The organism is Pseudoalteromonas sp. SaAl2 (assembly GCF_052947895.1).
This window is the reverse complement of sequence record NZ_CM129605.1, coordinates 1,801,259-1,815,435: the sequence shown is the minus strand read 5'-3', so window position 1 is coordinate 1,815,435 and position 14,177 is coordinate 1,801,259. Positions and strand designations below refer to the sequence as shown.

Here is a 14,177-nt window from a genome sequence, read left to right as displayed (position 1 = left end):
CTTTACCTAAAATGGCAGTGACAAGTTCTTACCTTCACTCATATAAAGGTCGTCGTATTTGAGACCACCATTATCATAAGGCTTTTTCTTTGGTCCAGTATTGCAGTTAGCTAAAAAGTAGATAAGTGGTTTTTCACGTTTCATTCTAAATGTAGCACTTTTATATACTAGGGTTTGCTGAGTAAATTCACCGCCTTTTACATATACATCGTATTGCTGACCACCATTATTGACTGTAGCATTGTTTACCACGTACCAAACTTCGTACCAGTTACCGGGCTTTAATGGTTTTGCTGATTGGGCCATCGAGTAGTTCTGAATATTGCTATAGCCTGAGTCCGTTTTGACCATTAACGCACCATCATTTTTAAACCCGTTAGACTCTGCTTTGTCGGTGACACGTAAGGTTGCTTCAAAAGCATCATATCCGTGTTTTTTGATGTGTTCAGGTGTTAAGTTGCTTAGTCCAAACGCGTGATTGTTCGGAAAGCTTTCAACATTGATACGGGTATAAAATGTCACGGTTTCACCTACTTCGACTTGTTTTGGCAAAGGGTAAAAGCTAAGAGCTTTGCGGTTACCGACAACTCCTTCAGCGGCTGGCTTTTTAATCAAAAAATGATTAGCGTCATGCCCAGTTTTTTCAGCTCGTATTTCGGTAATTTGTGGGTTTTTTATATAGGGCTTCGTGTCGTTTTGAGTATCTGCTTTAGTCCAATTAAGCGCATTACTTTCAAAATTATCGATTAGTAACCATGTTGTTTTTGCTTGTACGGGAGTTGCAAAAGCTAATATACAACTGAAGGGGAAACCTAAATATAGTTTCATAGTTACTCACTGAAAATTCAATTAAAGAAATAAAGAAAGACGAAGCCTAAAAATTTAGACTTCGTCTTTTCACTCACACTCAATATTTTTTATACGCAGAGGGAGAAGAACTACGTATAAAATGTGTATTAGAACTTAGCGCGAATACCTAAGCTATAACGACGGTCAGCTTCTGTGTATTTCCATGCACCACCTAGCTCTGATAGATAAATAGATGGTTCACCCGTTAAGTTTGTAGCACTACCGACTAAAGTGAAGTTCTCATTGATATCCCAGCTAGCTGAGAAGTCAAGTTGGCCTCGGTCATCACGGTAGTTATTGCCGTATACAGTGCCATCCTCAGAAATACCACCGGTAGCGTTGATATTTTCAACACGTTTTTCATTTTCGGTATCTAAGAAACTGTCACGATAGTTGTAAGCAAGGCGAGTCGATACACCTTCATATTCCCAAAACAGCTGAATGTTATAAGTGTTTTTAGAAATATCTAACAGTGGGTTACCATTTGGTTGTTCACTGTCTGCATAAGTGTAGTTTGCATTAATACCTAAGCCAGAAAATGCACCTGGTAAGCTAGTAAAGAATTGTTGATAACCAACTTCAAAACCATTAACTGTACCGTTTTCACCATTTACGTTTTTAACTGTATCGATACCCGTTAAACCTTGGTCACGTAAGCCTTCAACATGAGCAAAGCCATCTGCGTCATTCGGGTATTCTGTAGCATCAGAGTAAACCATATTTGACTGAGATACACCTGCTGTGTCTAGCTGGCAAACTTGGTTCCACTGAGTTACGTTTTGACCAGTGACAGTACCTGAAGCTGCAACGCAGCTGCTTTCATTACTTAAGAATGATTCAACATCTTTGTAGAAAACAGCGAACGAAAGTACGTTACCTTCACCAAAGTAGTGCTCTACTGACAGGTCATATTGTGTTGCACGGTATGGTTCTAAGTCGATAGAACCTTGAGTTGCACCTGTCATATCATTGTTTACATCAAAAGCAGGGCTTAACTGATTAAAGTCAGCGCGACGCATAACTTTTGCAGCAGCAAAGCGGAATAATGTATCTTCTGAATAATTATAAGTTGCGTTTATGCTTGGTAAAAAGTCACTGTAGTCATTTTCACCGGTGATTTTTTCACCATTTAAGTAAACACTTGACTCTAAATCTGTTGTTACATAACGACCACCAACAATGGCAGTAATGTAATCAAAGTCTAAATAAGCAGATACATAAATGGCAGCAGTGTCTTCTACTACATTGCGGTATGCGCTTTCTTGGAATTCTTTATTATCAGCAAGTGAACCTGTTGTTGCTAGGGTTGTACCAGCAAGTAAAGTTTGTAACTGATCAAATGTATTAGAAGCGTTTGAAAGACCGTTATAGCTTAAGAACGTTAACAAATCGTTTTGACCAGATTGACCTAATTGGTCAAACGAGTTGTCGTGGCTCATCACAGTAAAGCTTTCAGGGAATAATTCGTTATAATCATCTGTCCAAATTGTTGCTTGTGACCCATCTGAGGTATTAAATGCATTTTTGTAGATATCTTTGATTTCTACTTTGTATTGCTCATATTCAAAATCACGGTTAGTAGCACGCACACCCGCCTTGACTTTTGAGAGCCAGCTTACGTTTAGCGGTTCAAACATTTCAATATCAAAACGAACAGCTGTTTCTTCATTATCAGTGAGTCTGTCTTCTGTTTTGAAGGTACGCAATGCTAAGTTTTGCGGATCAGTAAATGCGGTAGGATCTGAATGAATAATACTTGGCAATTGGTTGCCTATTTGTGAAAAAGCACCATCATAAAGGTGGTTCACTAAATCAACACCGCCACTTGCTTCGTAGGTTGATTTTTCAATTGGGCGTAAAGTGAATTCTGAATCAGGTCGTACACTTTCAGAAGACGCAATAGCAATCTCACCAGAAATTTTAATTGAGTCAGTTAAGTTCCACTCTGCACCTAATGCATTCGAAAATGATTCAGTATCACGAAAGTCACTGTATGCTTTTGGAATAGCAAATTCATTTGTTAAGGTGTAGTTGTTAACACCGTTAGCATCCTGTGTTGTGTTGGCGTCAGTAGAAAGTGAACCTACAACACCTAATATTGAGTTACCAGATTGCTCACCTGAGCGCTTGGTTCCACTTAGGTCAAGGTAAACCATACCATTGCCAGATTCAGGCGCCCATTGTAATGATAATGCCAGTGCAGTACGTTCACGGTTTTCTACGTATTGTTCAATGCTGTGTTCGTCACGGACAATTGCGTTACCACTTGGTGTGTTACCCGGTTCACCATTAATTTCAATATCTTGTGGTTTAACACGGCTAGAGTGTTCGTCTTGACGAATCTCACGATCTTGATAAGAGATCATTGCAATGGCACCAAACGAGCCTGCATCACCTAAATCCCAGTTATCACCAATTGACCCACTAAAAATAGGCGCCACATTTTCAGTTTTATCAGCATATTCTGCATCGATTGACATTGCTGCTGTTAATTCATCTAACTCAAGTGGACGAACTGTTTTGAGGCTAACGGTACCACCTAATGCACCTTCAATCATGTCTGCAGTTGGAGATTTAACGACTTCAACAGTTTTTAAGAAGCTAGAAGGGTAATCCTGTAAGCTGATACCGTCACGAGAGTCGCCGACTGTTGAGCGGCCATTCAATTCAACGCGGTTTTGCGGTAAACCACGAATTGAAACACTGTCACCAACACCGAAATCACTATTGATTGAAACACCAGTTATACGTTGTAGGGCTTCTGCAATGTTATTGTCAGGTAACTTACCAATATCTTCAGCAACAATGGCGTCAACAATACGGCCATCTGTACGCTTTATAAGTGAAGCCGCTTTAAGGCTGCCTAAAATGCCTCTTACCTCAATAACTTCAAATTCGTTGTCGGCACTTGCTTGTTGTTCTTGGTTTTCTTCTGCAGCAAACGTAGATGTAGATAGCATTGCTACAAGTGCAGCACTGAGCATTGCAGTGCTACGAGTTGACATTAAGCTTTTGTTGTAAAGTACGGAACTTATTTTGTTTAATTTAATATTCATGCCGATCTCTTTATAGGTTGTGTGTTGAAACATGTTGAATCACGTTATTACCAATTTAAATATTGATGTCTTAATTTGTGACTGTATCAAATGTAGCCAATGGTATGGTGCCTTGTCAACCAAAAAGGTTAACCAATTGTGATTTTTTTTGTGCTTACATTAGACTTATTGGTAATATGTAAATAAATAGATAGCAACATAGGGCCTTTGTACCTTTGAATTAGAGGGACAGTTTTTATTTTAATATCCCTTTGTTAATCGTTTTACACTTGCGCCTGAGCTGGTTAGCACTTAAAGTGTCGAAATGTTGTAAAAGAGAATAAGTAAAATGAGTCAAGAACCAACAAAGCAAACACCAAAAAAACAAGTAAAAGAGTTAACAGCAGAAGAGCAAGCTCAAGCGCATCAGCAAAGTGTTATGTGGCAAAGAGAATGCTTTCAAAATGCACAAAAGCATTTAGCTGAAAAAGGTGTTATGCCGCAAAGCCTAATAGAAAAAGAAAGCCGATTTATTGCACCACTTTGTGCATTATGGAAATTCAAAGCACAAGACAAAAAGAAATATTGGGTTATTACTGGGCGGTTACCTACCGATCACGCCCATGAAAGTGCAGCAGAAAACCCTAGGGATGCGTTGCGTTATTTCTCGTTACAGTGGCAATTAAAAGCTGATCAAATAATGCAATCAGGCGCAGTAGATAAAACAAAAGTCGATTTTGCTAATCTTTTAATTAATCGCGCCCATGGTATTTACGAAATGTATGAAAAAGATCATCTGTGGACGAATGAGCCAAGCTGACTTGGAGCTATTGAAGATAAAAAAGCGAGCTAAGAGGCTCGCTTTTTAATGCACTAAAGTAAATGGTTTAGTGTCAAACTGATTGATAGGGCATTGCATTCGTTGGCGGGGGATACCGGCTTCCATGAAAACGATACCTTGTTGTTCAAAGCCATTGCGTTTAAAGCGCTCTACCTCATTTAATATGCAGTTTATGCTTACGCTATCATAACCTTGTTGTTGTGCTAAATTGACTATGTAAGTCAATAGGGATTTATACACTGAGCGGTTACGATGCTCGGGTAAAACAGCAATTCGACCAATTAAGCCATCACTACATAAGCGCCCAGTTGCAACAGGTGTTTGGCAATCATCAGTAACAAGCACATGCAATGCGTTGCAATCTAGGTTATCAAACTCTATGTGTTTGGGTATATGTGGTTCGCAAACAAATACCCGCTCTCTGATTTGTTGTAGTAAATCCTTACCTGTATTCCACTCTACCTTGTCGATATGATAGCTCATAGAAACCTACCTTTAGCAAAACCAAATGCCCTCATTTAACAGTGTAGTAAAGGTTTGTATAAAAAATAAACTATTTTTTGAGCTATTTAATTCATCGCCTGTTACGTGGATTTGATCGGTGAGGCATTTAACGGCGGATAAGTCATCAAGTGGTAAATTGTAATTTTGTCCATTCACACTTAAAATAATTTCATTTTCAAATACCTGATAAACTGCGCGGGTGCCGCCTAAGCGTTCAAAAAGGGTATCTGTATCGTGCATTAATTGTTCAACATCAGAAGGGCTATAAGCCTGATCAGGCGGCATTAAATCCATTTCATGTTTTGGTTGACTAACGGTTGTACCTAACCAAGTTTTGAATACGGTTTCATTATCAAGTAGAGATTGAATTAATTTCTTTACTTGGTCTGCTTCAGCTTGAATAAGCTCACCTTTGGATGCTCTTAATTCTAATTGCAGATCGCTATAACGGGTATTTCCTGCTTCGGTATCAATAATATGATCAGCAAAACTTGACAGTAAATCTTGTTGGTTTGGGGCTCTAAAACCCACTGAGTAATTAAGGGCATTTTCGACTGCATAACCTTCGTGAGGGCAGCCCGGTGGAATATATAAAATATCGCCGGGTTCTAAAATGCAATCAATAACGCCAGGAAATTGTTCAACTTGTAGCAAGGAGTTATTTTGTGCAAACTGTTTTAGATTGCTGTCAGGCATGCCTACACGCCAATGCCTTTTCCCTTCACCTTGGATAATAAATACGTCGTATTGATCTAAATGGGGGCCGACACCACCACCAGGTGTGGAAAAGCTGATCATTAAATCATCGATGCGCCAATTAGGAATAAACCTAAAGGGTTCTAATAATTGCGCTGCATCAGGATGCCAATGGTCAACCGCTTGTACTAAAAGGGTTGAGTTTTGTTCGGTCAGTAATTCAAAATCTTCAAAAGGACCATGGTGCGCTAACCATTCGTTGTTATGGTTAGTGATAATACGTGATTCAATACTCTCTTCAACGGCTAGGCCCGCAAGTTCATTTGCATCAAGTGGATCTTCAAATTCAGAAAAACCTTGTTTGATCAACAGTGGTTTTTTTTGCCAATATTGAGATAAAAATTCTTGTTCAGTTAGGTTGTTAATCGTTAATTGATACATGATGATCACCACTCGATAGGAATAAAAAAAGCGAAAGGGTAACCTTTCGCTTTATAAACATTCTAGAAAAGCTCTATGCTAAGTTATCAATAAACTCAACAGCACGGCCAATGTAGTTAGCCGGTGTTAGTTTTTTCATTTCAACTTTAGCTTCTTCTGGTAAATCTAAACCATCGATGAACTTAGCCATGATTTCTTGATTAACACGCTTACCACGAGTTAAGTCTTTTAGCTTTTCATATGGCTTTTCAATGCCATATTTACGCATAACTGTTTGGATTGGTTCAGCAAGTAGCTCCCAGTTTTGGTCAAGCTCTTCTAATAAACGCTGTTCGTTTACTTCTAGCTTGCTTACACCTTTTAGCGTTGATTGGTATGCAATAAGTGCATAGCCCATACCTACACCTAAATTACGTAAAACTGTAGAGTCTGTTAGATCACGTTGCCAACGAGAAACTGGTAGTTTTTGCGCTAGGTGACCAAAGATTGCATTTGCAAGACCTAAGTTACCCTCTGAGTTCTCAAAATCAATTGGGTTAACTTTATGTGGCATTGTTGAAGAGCCAATCTCACCGGCGATAGTTTTTTGCTTAAAGTGATTAAGGGCAATATAACCCCAAGCATCACGGTCAAAATCTAATAAAACAGTGTTAAAACGTGCAATCGCATCAAATAGCTCCGCAATGTAATCATGTGGTTCTATTTGTGTTGTAAACGGATTGAAGGTTAAGCCTAGGCTTGTTACAAATTGCTCGGCATGATTATGCCAATCGTAATCAGGGTATGCGCTAAGGTGAGCGTTATAGTTACCTACAGCGCCATTAATTTTACCTAGCATTTGTACTTGTGCGATTTGGTCACGTTGGCGCTTAAGGCGCATATACACGTTTGCAAACTCTTTACCCATAGTTGAAGGTGTAGCAGGTTGACCATGAGTACGGGTCATCATTGGTACAGCTTTATACTCAATCGCTTTTTCTTTAATCGCGTTAAGTAATTGGTCGCAGTAGGGTAATAATACGCTATCACGCGCTTCAGTTAACATTAAACCATGAGACAGGTTATTAATGTCTTCAGATGTACATGCAAAGTGAATAAATTCATTGATTGCATGAAGCTCAGCATTATCAGCTACTTTTTCTTTTAGAAGGTATTCAACTGCTTTAACATCATGGTTGGTTGTACGCTCAATGTCCTTTACACGTTGTGCGTCTGCTTCGCAGAAGTTATCAACGATTGCATTAAGTAAAGCGTTCGCTTCATCACTAAACGCCGGTACTTCTTTGATAGTTTCAGCAGCAGCAAGTGCTTGCAACCAACGAACTTCAACTGTTACACGGTATTTGATTAAGCCAAATTCGCTGAAAATACTGCGTAGTTCAGTGGTTTTGCTGCCGTAGCGACCATCCACCGGAGAGATAGCGGTTAACGCTGAAAGCTCCATAATAACTCCTAAATTTTAGTTTTGAACGATAATTAAATATGGTTTTTTGCAATGGCGATAATTTTTCTTTTTGCTAAGAAAAAATGACGGCGTTTACCGCCCATTTGTCGCCATAGTACAGCACTGCGAATACCAGCTAATAAAAGCGCACGTATTTTGTGTTGTACCAATTGCTGTTTTAGTAAATCAGGTTTGCCATAAACCTGTATTCGGTGCCCAAGGGGGCTAAGCACCTTTGAATATATATCCGCAAGCGCCGCTATAACGGTGTCATCAGTAATTGCAAAATGATCAAGGCGACGCTTTATATCATCAATACTTTTACCAAGCTCTGCTAAGCTACTTGCTTTTGCGCTCAGTGCACGCTCAAGCTGCATTAAACCGCCAACATACTTGACGATTTCAACATCTTTTTTTTCACCGGCGCTGAGTTGCTCTATTAAACATTGATAACCCGCACGTAAATTTGCTGTACCTTGGTATACATCTGCAGGTGAATCAGGTGTCGTTTCAACAATACTTGAAAGTAATTTTTCAAGTTCATAATCATTACTACTGCCGTATTGCGCTATTTTTTGTACTTGTTTTGCAACTTGGCACATTGCAGCCAGTGCCATGACTTGGTGTTCATTCATTATTTGATCACCGAATCTATGATCCCACCACCAAGGCATACTTCGTTGGCGTAAAATACAGCCGATTGCCCTGGAGTAACCGCTTTTTGCGGCTCATCAAAAAGAACCCGAGCAAGGCCATCATCACCAACTAGCAGCGTACAATTTATATCTTCTTGGCGATAACGAGTTTTTACAGTACAACGCGTAGTGCCTTTAGGTCCAATTCTATCAACCCAGTGTAATTGGTTGGCATTTAAACCGTTACTGTATAGGCGAGGGTGATCTTTACCTTGTCCTACGATTAGCACGTTACGTTCAATATCTTTATCAACCACGTACCAAGGTTCACCTGTTCCTTCTTTCATTCCACCTATTAGTAAGCCTTTACGTTGGCCTAGTGTGTGGTACATTAGTCCTTCATGCTCACCCACATTGTTGCCTTCGGTGTCTTCGATAACCCCAGGTTGAGCTGGTAAGAATTTTTGTAAAAAGTCTTTAAACTTACGTTCGCCGATAAAGCAAATACCGGTGCTGTCTTTTTTATCATGTGTGATTAGATCTTGTTCCTCTGCGATGCGGCGCACCTCAGGTTTGGCAATGTCACCAACCGGGAACAATGTTTGAGCAATATGTTCATGACTCAGTGTATATAAAAAGTAACTTTGGTCTTTGTTATCATCAAGACCACGGCACATAACATATTTATCGCCACGTAACTCTCGACGAACGTAGTGACCTGTTGCGATATAATCAGCACCAAGCGCACCTGCAGCAAATTCTAAAAACGCTTTGAATTTGATTTCTTTATTACACATGATGTCAGGGTTTGGCGTGCGACCAGCTTTATATTCAGCTAAGAAATATTCGAATACGTTATCCCAATATTCAGCTGCAAAGTTGACCGTATGTAGTTCAATACCAAGCTTATCACATACTGCCTGTGCGTCTTTTAGATCTTCAGCGGCTGCACAATACTCATCATTATCATCTTCTTCCCAGTTTTTCATGAACAGGCCTTCAACTTGATAGCCTTGCTGCTTTAATAAATAAGCAGATACTGAAGAATCTACACCGCCGGACATACCAACGATGACTTTAATGTGACTATTTTCGCTCATGAATAATTTCGCTTATACAGGTTACTGTCGTTTACACTACTTACCATTAAGCTGAAACAAAAGTGGAATAAAATAAATAACGCCACGCCCAGCCAATAGAATTAGAAAGGCCGCGATTATAGCACGCAAACAGGAAATCTAGCCACCCAAAATATAAGTTTTGTAAAGCGTATTATGCGGATTCTTTAGAAGCTTTTATATGTAGGAAATTGTGAGTGTGATTAGTAATTATTTACGTGAAAAATCAGTGCGTAGGTAATAATTTATTAGGTTTAAGTTAATTTGATGGTGTCTTTATGAAAATATTTGTAAAGATGGTATCAAGGGGGCTTTATTTTTGAGAAGATTGATATTTTATAGCTTCAGGTTTTGCTTGGTAAACTATGTTTGGAGCGCGTTCAAGCTTGATATATACGTCCTCAGCAGGGGATTTTACCGAAGTCAGGGTATTAAATGGATTCTATCTTTATTAAACAGTCACTGTGTTCATTAATTGAATACTTTAGTGTGGATGATTGCGAAAAAATTAAGCACAACGCGACTAATGTAAACAGTGATTTGAGAAACAAAGCATACTCATTATTTGAAAATCGTATAACAAGTAGTTTATACAATAAAGAATTAATTAATAATATTAATTTGTTATTCAATGATTTGAAACAGCAGATGATGAGTCAATCGTCCCAGCACAGACTACTTGTTGAAATACTGCATGGTTGGTGGCATGAGTGGACTTATGTATACCTTATGCAAAGCAAAGTAGTTACAAATTTACCGGTTGAAATTCAAAATGTAACCCATCTTACTCATGGTAATACCCAACCACTTAGACAGCATGAGCTCAGTCATTATGCAAATTTATTCATCCAAGTGCCGATCCCATTATGTAATGTCAGTATGGCAACGGGTGACGTTATCAGGATTAATCAACGATTCGTAGATGTATTTGGTTATACAATTGAGGATGTACCGACTCTTAAAGTTTGGTGGCAAAAAGCTTATCCAGACCCTGAATATCGTGAATGGGTACTAGAAACGTGGCAATCGGCCCTTGAATATGCAAAAAATCACGCCACCGATATTCAACCAAAAACATTACCAAGTAACCTGTAAAAATGGTCAAACAATTACCATGGAAATTTCCGGTATCGTGATTGAAAATGAGTTACTAGCGATTTTTAAAGATGCAACTCAACAGATTGCCGCTGAGGATATCCTTCGTGATATGGCATTTTTAGATTCCCTTACTCAAATAGCTAACCGTCGGCGTTTTGATGAGAAAATAGTACAAGAGTTTAATAAGGCTATTCAGAATAACGAGCCACTCTCTATTTTGTTAATTGATATAGACTTCTTTAAAAACTATAACGATACTTACGGTCACTTAGCGGGTGATGAATGTTTATTTCAAGTCGCGCAATCTATATGTAGTGCAGCCAGTGAAAATGACGATTTTGTAGCGCGTTATGGTGGCGAAGAATTTGTGGTTATATTACCAACAAGCCAACGAGAAAGGGCGCGTCAAGTAGCTGAAAAGATACAGCAAGAGCTAAAAACATTGAGTTTGCCGCATAAGTTTGGACAAACCAACGAAATTACTGTCAGTATAGGAATTAATACGATTCATTCAAGCGCACTAAGAGCAAACTATATTCAGTTTTTAGAAGGCGCAGATCAGGCTTTATACAAGGCGAAACAGCAAGGACGAAATAGCATCGCTTATAATGACTAAGCGATGCGCTTATTTACTCACCTTGGATTAACTGGTAATCCCCGTTTTTAATGTTATCTAGCGTATATTGACCAATCTTATAACGAATTAACCGTAGTGTTGGGTAACCAATGTGCGCTGTCATGCGCCGAACCTGACGGTTTCTACCTTCGGTGAGTGTAATGCTTAACCAGCTAGTAGGAATGTTTTTGCGCTCACGAACTGGGGGCGTGCGAGGCCATAAATGGGGCGGTTGCAAACGTTCTACTTTGGCTGGCAAAGTCATGCCATCTTTAAGTTTTACACCACAAGAGAGGGCTTCAATTGCTTCATCGGTAGGCTCTCCTTCTACTTGCACCCAGTATGTTTTGCTGGTTTTCTTATTCGGTGCCGTGAGTGTGTTTTGTAGTTTTCCACAATTGGTTAGCAGTAACAGGCCTTCGCTATCTCTATCTAATCGCCCCGCAGCATAGACTCCTTTTATATCTATATAATCAGCCAAGGTTTTGCGATTATCTTCATCTGTGAATTGACATAACACATCAAAAGGTTTGTTAAATAAAACAATTTTACGCTCAGCTAAAGGTATTTGTTGTTTAACTTCTCGTTTATTATGAGCTTTTGTCGGTTTTTGTCGAGTAAGATCACGGCTAAAACTTCGTCCGCTATTACGTCTATTTATTGGCTTATTAGATGTCATTGTTAAATACACCGAGCAGGCTTGGGTAAACCGGCAATTTTGGTCGCTTGTTTGGCTGGGCCTTTTGGGAAAAGTTTATACAAGTAAATACTGTTGCCTTTATCTTCACCCAATGCTTTAGCCATAGCTTTTACAAGCATTCTAATAGCTGGACTTGTATTATATTCAAGATAAAAATCTCGGACAAAATTAATTACTTCCCAATGTTGCTCACTGAGTATAATGTTTTCTTGCTCTGCTAATATAGGGGCGAGGGCAGGTGTCCAAAGTTGGTGATCGAGCAGGTAGCCTTGTTTATCCGTTTCAATGTGTTGTTGATTAAATTCTAGCATGTGTTACCAAGTAATAGATTGCGAAGTGGAAAGGGTTAATGCAACAAAGTCAGCATAATTTAGGCTTTCATCGGGTTTTACAATATCGATACCCCGTGCAGAGGAATCTTCAACTAATACTAAAAGAGATGCAGCAAGTTGGCGATAAAAAGCTTATTGAGTAACAAGCATCACTGACCAACAACACCTTGTCCTGTGGCTGAATTAAATTCACCAGCCGAGCATTATCATAGTAGCTAATAGGCTTTGAAAAAATATGTAAAGTACTCATAAATTAATCACCTGTTGTTGTTGAGCGATTAAACTACGTTGCGCATTAAAATCTAGCGCTTTAGCCTCAATGAGTAAGTCGTTTATATCTAAATTGTAATCAATTAATGACTTTTCGCATACGTATATATTTTCCACATCATAAATTTCTAATGTTTTAATACTTTTAAAATAGTTTTTTAAACCAATAGGTTCGGTTTTTTGATCTTTTTTTAAAGCCAGTACTTGCGGGCCCTGTAAATAGCCAGCTGATGTTTTGTTCGATGGCGGCAAAGATTAAAGTCATGTCGAGTGCATCACGGATGTGCATATCATCAAATGGACTATGCTGACTTAATACCAGTACGTTGATCATTTAAATTGCACCCATTTGTCGGCATCACTGGCAAGCATGGCAAATTCAGCAAGTCCTGCGACGCTAAATACCCCTGTTGAAGACACATTGAGTCCACGTTTTTCAGCAGCAGTTACACAGAGCATCAAATTTATATTATGCTGATGTAATTGGTGCCATAACGAATTAATTGCCAGTTCGTCTGTAGCAAGGTTTATGTGCTCACTGGCATGGAAAACACCGTGTTGGTATAAAAAAATAGCATCTATGGTATGGCCTTGTGCTAAACAGGCTGTTGCAAATTTATATAACCGTTGTGTGGTGTCGTGATCGGACGGTGCGCTATGCAGCGAAAGTACAAATCGTGCCAAAACTAATCCAAAAAAAAGCCCCTAAAGAGGGGCTATTTTAACAGAACTTTTTAATTAGTCATTATTTGCGCCAAGTAGGGCAAGTAATGAAGTAAATAAGTTATACACACTTAAGTATAAAGACACTGTTGCGCGGATATAGTTTGTTTCACCACCGTTAATGATACGGCTTGTATCAAATAGGATTAGGCCTGACATGATCAGGACTACTGCTGCATTAAGTACCATAAACATCAATGAACTGCCGATGAAAATATTAACGATACTTGCAACAATTACCACCAGTAAACCGACTGTTAAAAAGCCGCCCATAAATGAGAAGTCTTTCTTAGTATTAAGTGCATAAGCAGATAGACCAAAGAAAATTAACGCAGTTGAACCTAATGCTTGCATAATTAGCATTGGACCATTTGGCATTGCTGCGTAATGGTTTAACATCGGCCCTAAGCCTGCACCCATTAGACCTGTGAATGCAAATACCCAAGCTACGCCTGATGCGCTATCCGCTTTCTTATTGACTACAAATAATAAGCCAAATGAAATAAGCGTAAAAACTAACCCCATAAAGTAAGGTAGTTGTAATGCCATTGAGATACCAGCCGTCACTGCACTAAATGCTAATGTCATGGCCAGTAAGAAATAGGTGTTTTTAAGTACCTTGTTTGTTTCAATGGTCGACATAACCGGTTTAGCGGTATTGTACGAATGATTAAATGCCATTGTAGAGCTCCTTTAAGTGAAACTTGTTGTAGTTCCGATAATTAACTAGAGTTAGACTATCAAGACTTATATATTTGGGCAAATGTTTGTAGTTCAATAGACCATGAAATAAATATAAAAGTTCCAGGTTGTACGATTATTCAGCTTGCTTGTGCGAAGAGTATGCAAATTAATTGTTTTTTAAGCACTTGAAA

General features: G+C 38.9%; 15 protein-coding genes and 1 pseudogene. 3 read left to right on the top strand and 13 right to left on the bottom strand.

The window, feature by feature from the left end:
• Positions 1 to 6 precede the first annotated feature (6 nt).
• A complete protein-coding gene (locus ACU8V8_RS08785; protein WP_446889500.1) occupies positions 7 to 828 on the bottom strand; it encodes a hypothetical protein in 822 nt (273 codons plus the stop codon).
• A gap of 128 nt (positions 829 to 956) precedes the next feature.
• On the bottom strand, positions 957 to 3,899 hold the full coding sequence (locus tag ACU8V8_RS08780; protein ID WP_446889611.1) for a TonB-dependent receptor: 2,943 nt from the start codon (positions 3,897 to 3,899) through the stop codon (positions 957 to 959).
• Between the two features lie 334 nt (positions 3,900 to 4,233).
• On the opposite strand from ACU8V8_RS08780, the gene ACU8V8_RS08775 reads away from it, so the two are divergent.
• Entirely contained in the window at positions 4,234 to 4,704 is a 471-nt protein-coding gene (locus tag ACU8V8_RS08775) for a DUF4826 family protein (protein ID WP_446889499.1), read from the top strand.
• A 45-nt stretch (positions 4,705 to 4,749) separates the two neighbouring features.
• Here ACU8V8_RS08775 and ACU8V8_RS08770 read toward each other — a convergent pair whose 3' ends face one another.
• The 5 genes from ACU8V8_RS08770 to mnmA all read right to left on the bottom strand — a co-directional run bounded on the left by ACU8V8_RS08770 (position 4,750) and on the right by mnmA (position 9,545).
• On the bottom strand, positions 4,750 to 5,208 hold the full coding sequence (locus ACU8V8_RS08770; RefSeq protein WP_446889498.1) for a GNAT family N-acetyltransferase: 459 nt from the start codon (positions 5,206 to 5,208) through the stop codon (positions 4,750 to 4,752).
• 12 nt (positions 5,209 to 5,220) lie between these two features.
• Positions 5,221 to 6,366, bottom strand: coding sequence for a JmjC domain-containing protein (locus ACU8V8_RS08765; RefSeq protein ID WP_446889497.1), 1,146 nt, complete (start codon positions 6,364 to 6,366; stop codon positions 5,221 to 5,223).
• Between the two features lie 73 nt (positions 6,367 to 6,439).
• A complete protein-coding gene (gene purB / locus ACU8V8_RS08760; protein WP_446889496.1) occupies positions 6,440 to 7,810 on the bottom strand; it encodes an adenylosuccinate lyase in 1,371 nt (456 codons plus the stop codon).
• 32 nt (positions 7,811 to 7,842) lie between these two features.
• Positions 7,843 to 8,445, bottom strand: a complete 603-nt coding sequence (hflD, locus tag ACU8V8_RS08755; RefSeq protein WP_446889495.1) for a high frequency lysogenization protein HflD — start codon at positions 8,443 to 8,445, stop codon at positions 7,843 to 7,845.
• On the bottom strand, positions 8,445 to 9,545 hold the full coding sequence (gene mnmA, locus ACU8V8_RS08750; protein WP_446889494.1) for a tRNA 2-thiouridine(34) synthase MnmA: 1,101 nt from the start codon (positions 9,543 to 9,545) through the stop codon (positions 8,445 to 8,447). Before mnmA ends, hflD begins: the two co-directional genes overlap by 1 nt.
• A gap of 453 nt (positions 9,546 to 9,998) precedes the next feature.
• Between mnmA and ACU8V8_RS08745 the strand changes: the two genes are divergently transcribed.
• Both ACU8V8_RS08745 and ACU8V8_RS08740 read left to right on the top strand, forming a co-directional pair.
• Positions 9,999 to 10,658 (top strand): hypothetical protein, encoded by a 660-nt coding sequence (locus tag ACU8V8_RS08745; RefSeq protein ID WP_446889493.1) that lies wholly within the window; start codon positions 9,999 to 10,001, stop codon positions 10,656 to 10,658.
• Complete coding sequence (locus ACU8V8_RS08740) at positions 10,603 to 11,277, top strand: GGDEF domain-containing protein (protein WP_446889492.1); 675 nt, start codon at positions 10,603 to 10,605, stop codon at positions 11,275 to 11,277. Before ACU8V8_RS08745 ends, ACU8V8_RS08740 begins: the two co-directional genes overlap by 56 nt.
• A 13-nt stretch (positions 11,278 to 11,290) precedes the next feature.
• Here the strand turns inward: ACU8V8_RS08740 and ACU8V8_RS08735 are convergent, their stop codons facing one another.
• From ACU8V8_RS08735 to ACU8V8_RS08710, 6 genes and pseudogenes are all read right to left on the bottom strand, one after another.
• Positions 11,291 to 11,956 carry a pseudouridine synthase gene (locus tag ACU8V8_RS08735; RefSeq protein WP_446889491.1) on the bottom strand — a complete coding sequence of 222 codons (666 nt, stop codon included), beginning with the start codon at positions 11,954 to 11,956 and terminating at the stop codon, positions 11,291 to 11,293.
• Between the two features lie 2 nt (positions 11,957 to 11,958).
• On the bottom strand, positions 11,959 to 12,288 hold the full coding sequence (locus ACU8V8_RS08730; protein WP_446889490.1) for a TusE/DsrC/DsvC family sulfur relay protein: 330 nt from the start codon (positions 12,286 to 12,288) through the stop codon (positions 11,959 to 11,961).
• A gap of 3 nt (positions 12,289 to 12,291) precedes the next feature.
• A complete protein-coding gene (locus tag ACU8V8_RS08725; RefSeq protein WP_446889610.1) occupies positions 12,292 to 12,372 on the bottom strand; it encodes a hypothetical protein in 81 nt (26 codons plus the stop codon).
• 183 nt (positions 12,373 to 12,555) lie between these two features.
• A pseudogene (tusC, locus tag ACU8V8_RS08720) lies at positions 12,556 to 12,913 on the bottom strand (sulfurtransferase complex subunit TusC).
• Positions 12,910 to 13,263, bottom strand: coding sequence for a sulfurtransferase complex subunit TusD (gene tusD, locus ACU8V8_RS08715; RefSeq protein ID WP_446889489.1), 354 nt, complete (start codon positions 13,261 to 13,263; stop codon positions 12,910 to 12,912). The pseudogene tusC and the gene tusD overlap by 4 nt, the downstream one beginning before the upstream one ends.
• Before the next feature lie 54 nt (positions 13,264 to 13,317).
• The gene (locus ACU8V8_RS08710; RefSeq protein ID WP_446889488.1) at positions 13,318 to 13,983 is read right to left on the bottom strand and encodes a Bax inhibitor-1/YccA family protein; all 666 of its coding nucleotides are present in this window, start codon (positions 13,981 to 13,983) and stop codon (positions 13,318 to 13,320) included.
• Positions 13,984 to 14,177 lie beyond the last annotated feature (194 nt).

Excerpts from the sequence above, each read along its gene's own strand:
- mnmA (WP_446889494.1), bottom strand. The coding sequence starts at position 9,545 with ATGAGCGAAAATAGTCACATTAAAGTCATCGTTGGTATGTCCGGCGGT.
- ACU8V8_RS08730 (WP_446889490.1), bottom strand. The coding sequence starts at position 12,288 with ATGCTAGAATTTAATCAACAACACATTGAAACGGATAAACAAGGCTAC.
- ACU8V8_RS08740 (WP_446889492.1), top strand. The coding sequence starts at position 10,603 with ATGCAAAAAATCACGCCACCGATATTCAACCAAAAACATTACCAAGTA.
- ACU8V8_RS08765 (WP_446889497.1), bottom strand. The coding sequence starts at position 6,366 with ATGTATCAATTAACGATTAACAACCTAACTGAACAAGAATTTTTATCT.
- ACU8V8_RS08770 (WP_446889498.1), bottom strand. The coding sequence starts at position 5,208 with ATGAGCTATCATATCGACAAGGTAGAGTGGAATACAGGTAAGGATTTA.
- hflD (WP_446889495.1), bottom strand. The coding sequence starts at position 8,445 with ATGAATGAACACCAAGTCATGGCACTGGCTGCAATGTGCCAAGTTGCA.
- ACU8V8_RS08710 (WP_446889488.1), bottom strand. The coding sequence starts at position 13,983 with ATGGCATTTAATCATTCGTACAATACCGCTAAACCGGTTATGTCGACC.
- ACU8V8_RS08735 (WP_446889491.1), bottom strand. The coding sequence starts at position 11,956 with ATGACATCTAATAAGCCAATAAATAGACGTAATAGCGGACGAAGTTTT.
- purB (WP_446889496.1), bottom strand. The coding sequence starts at position 7,810 with ATGGAGCTTTCAGCGTTAACCGCTATCTCTCCGGTGGATGGTCGCTAC.
- ACU8V8_RS08785 (WP_446889500.1), bottom strand. The coding sequence starts at position 828 with ATGAAACTATATTTAGGTTTCCCCTTCAGTTGTATATTAGCTTTTGCA.
- ACU8V8_RS08775 (WP_446889499.1), top strand. The coding sequence starts at position 4,234 with ATGAGTCAAGAACCAACAAAGCAAACACCAAAAAAACAAGTAAAAGAG.
- ACU8V8_RS08745 (WP_446889493.1), top strand. The coding sequence starts at position 9,999 with ATGGATTCTATCTTTATTAAACAGTCACTGTGTTCATTAATTGAATAC.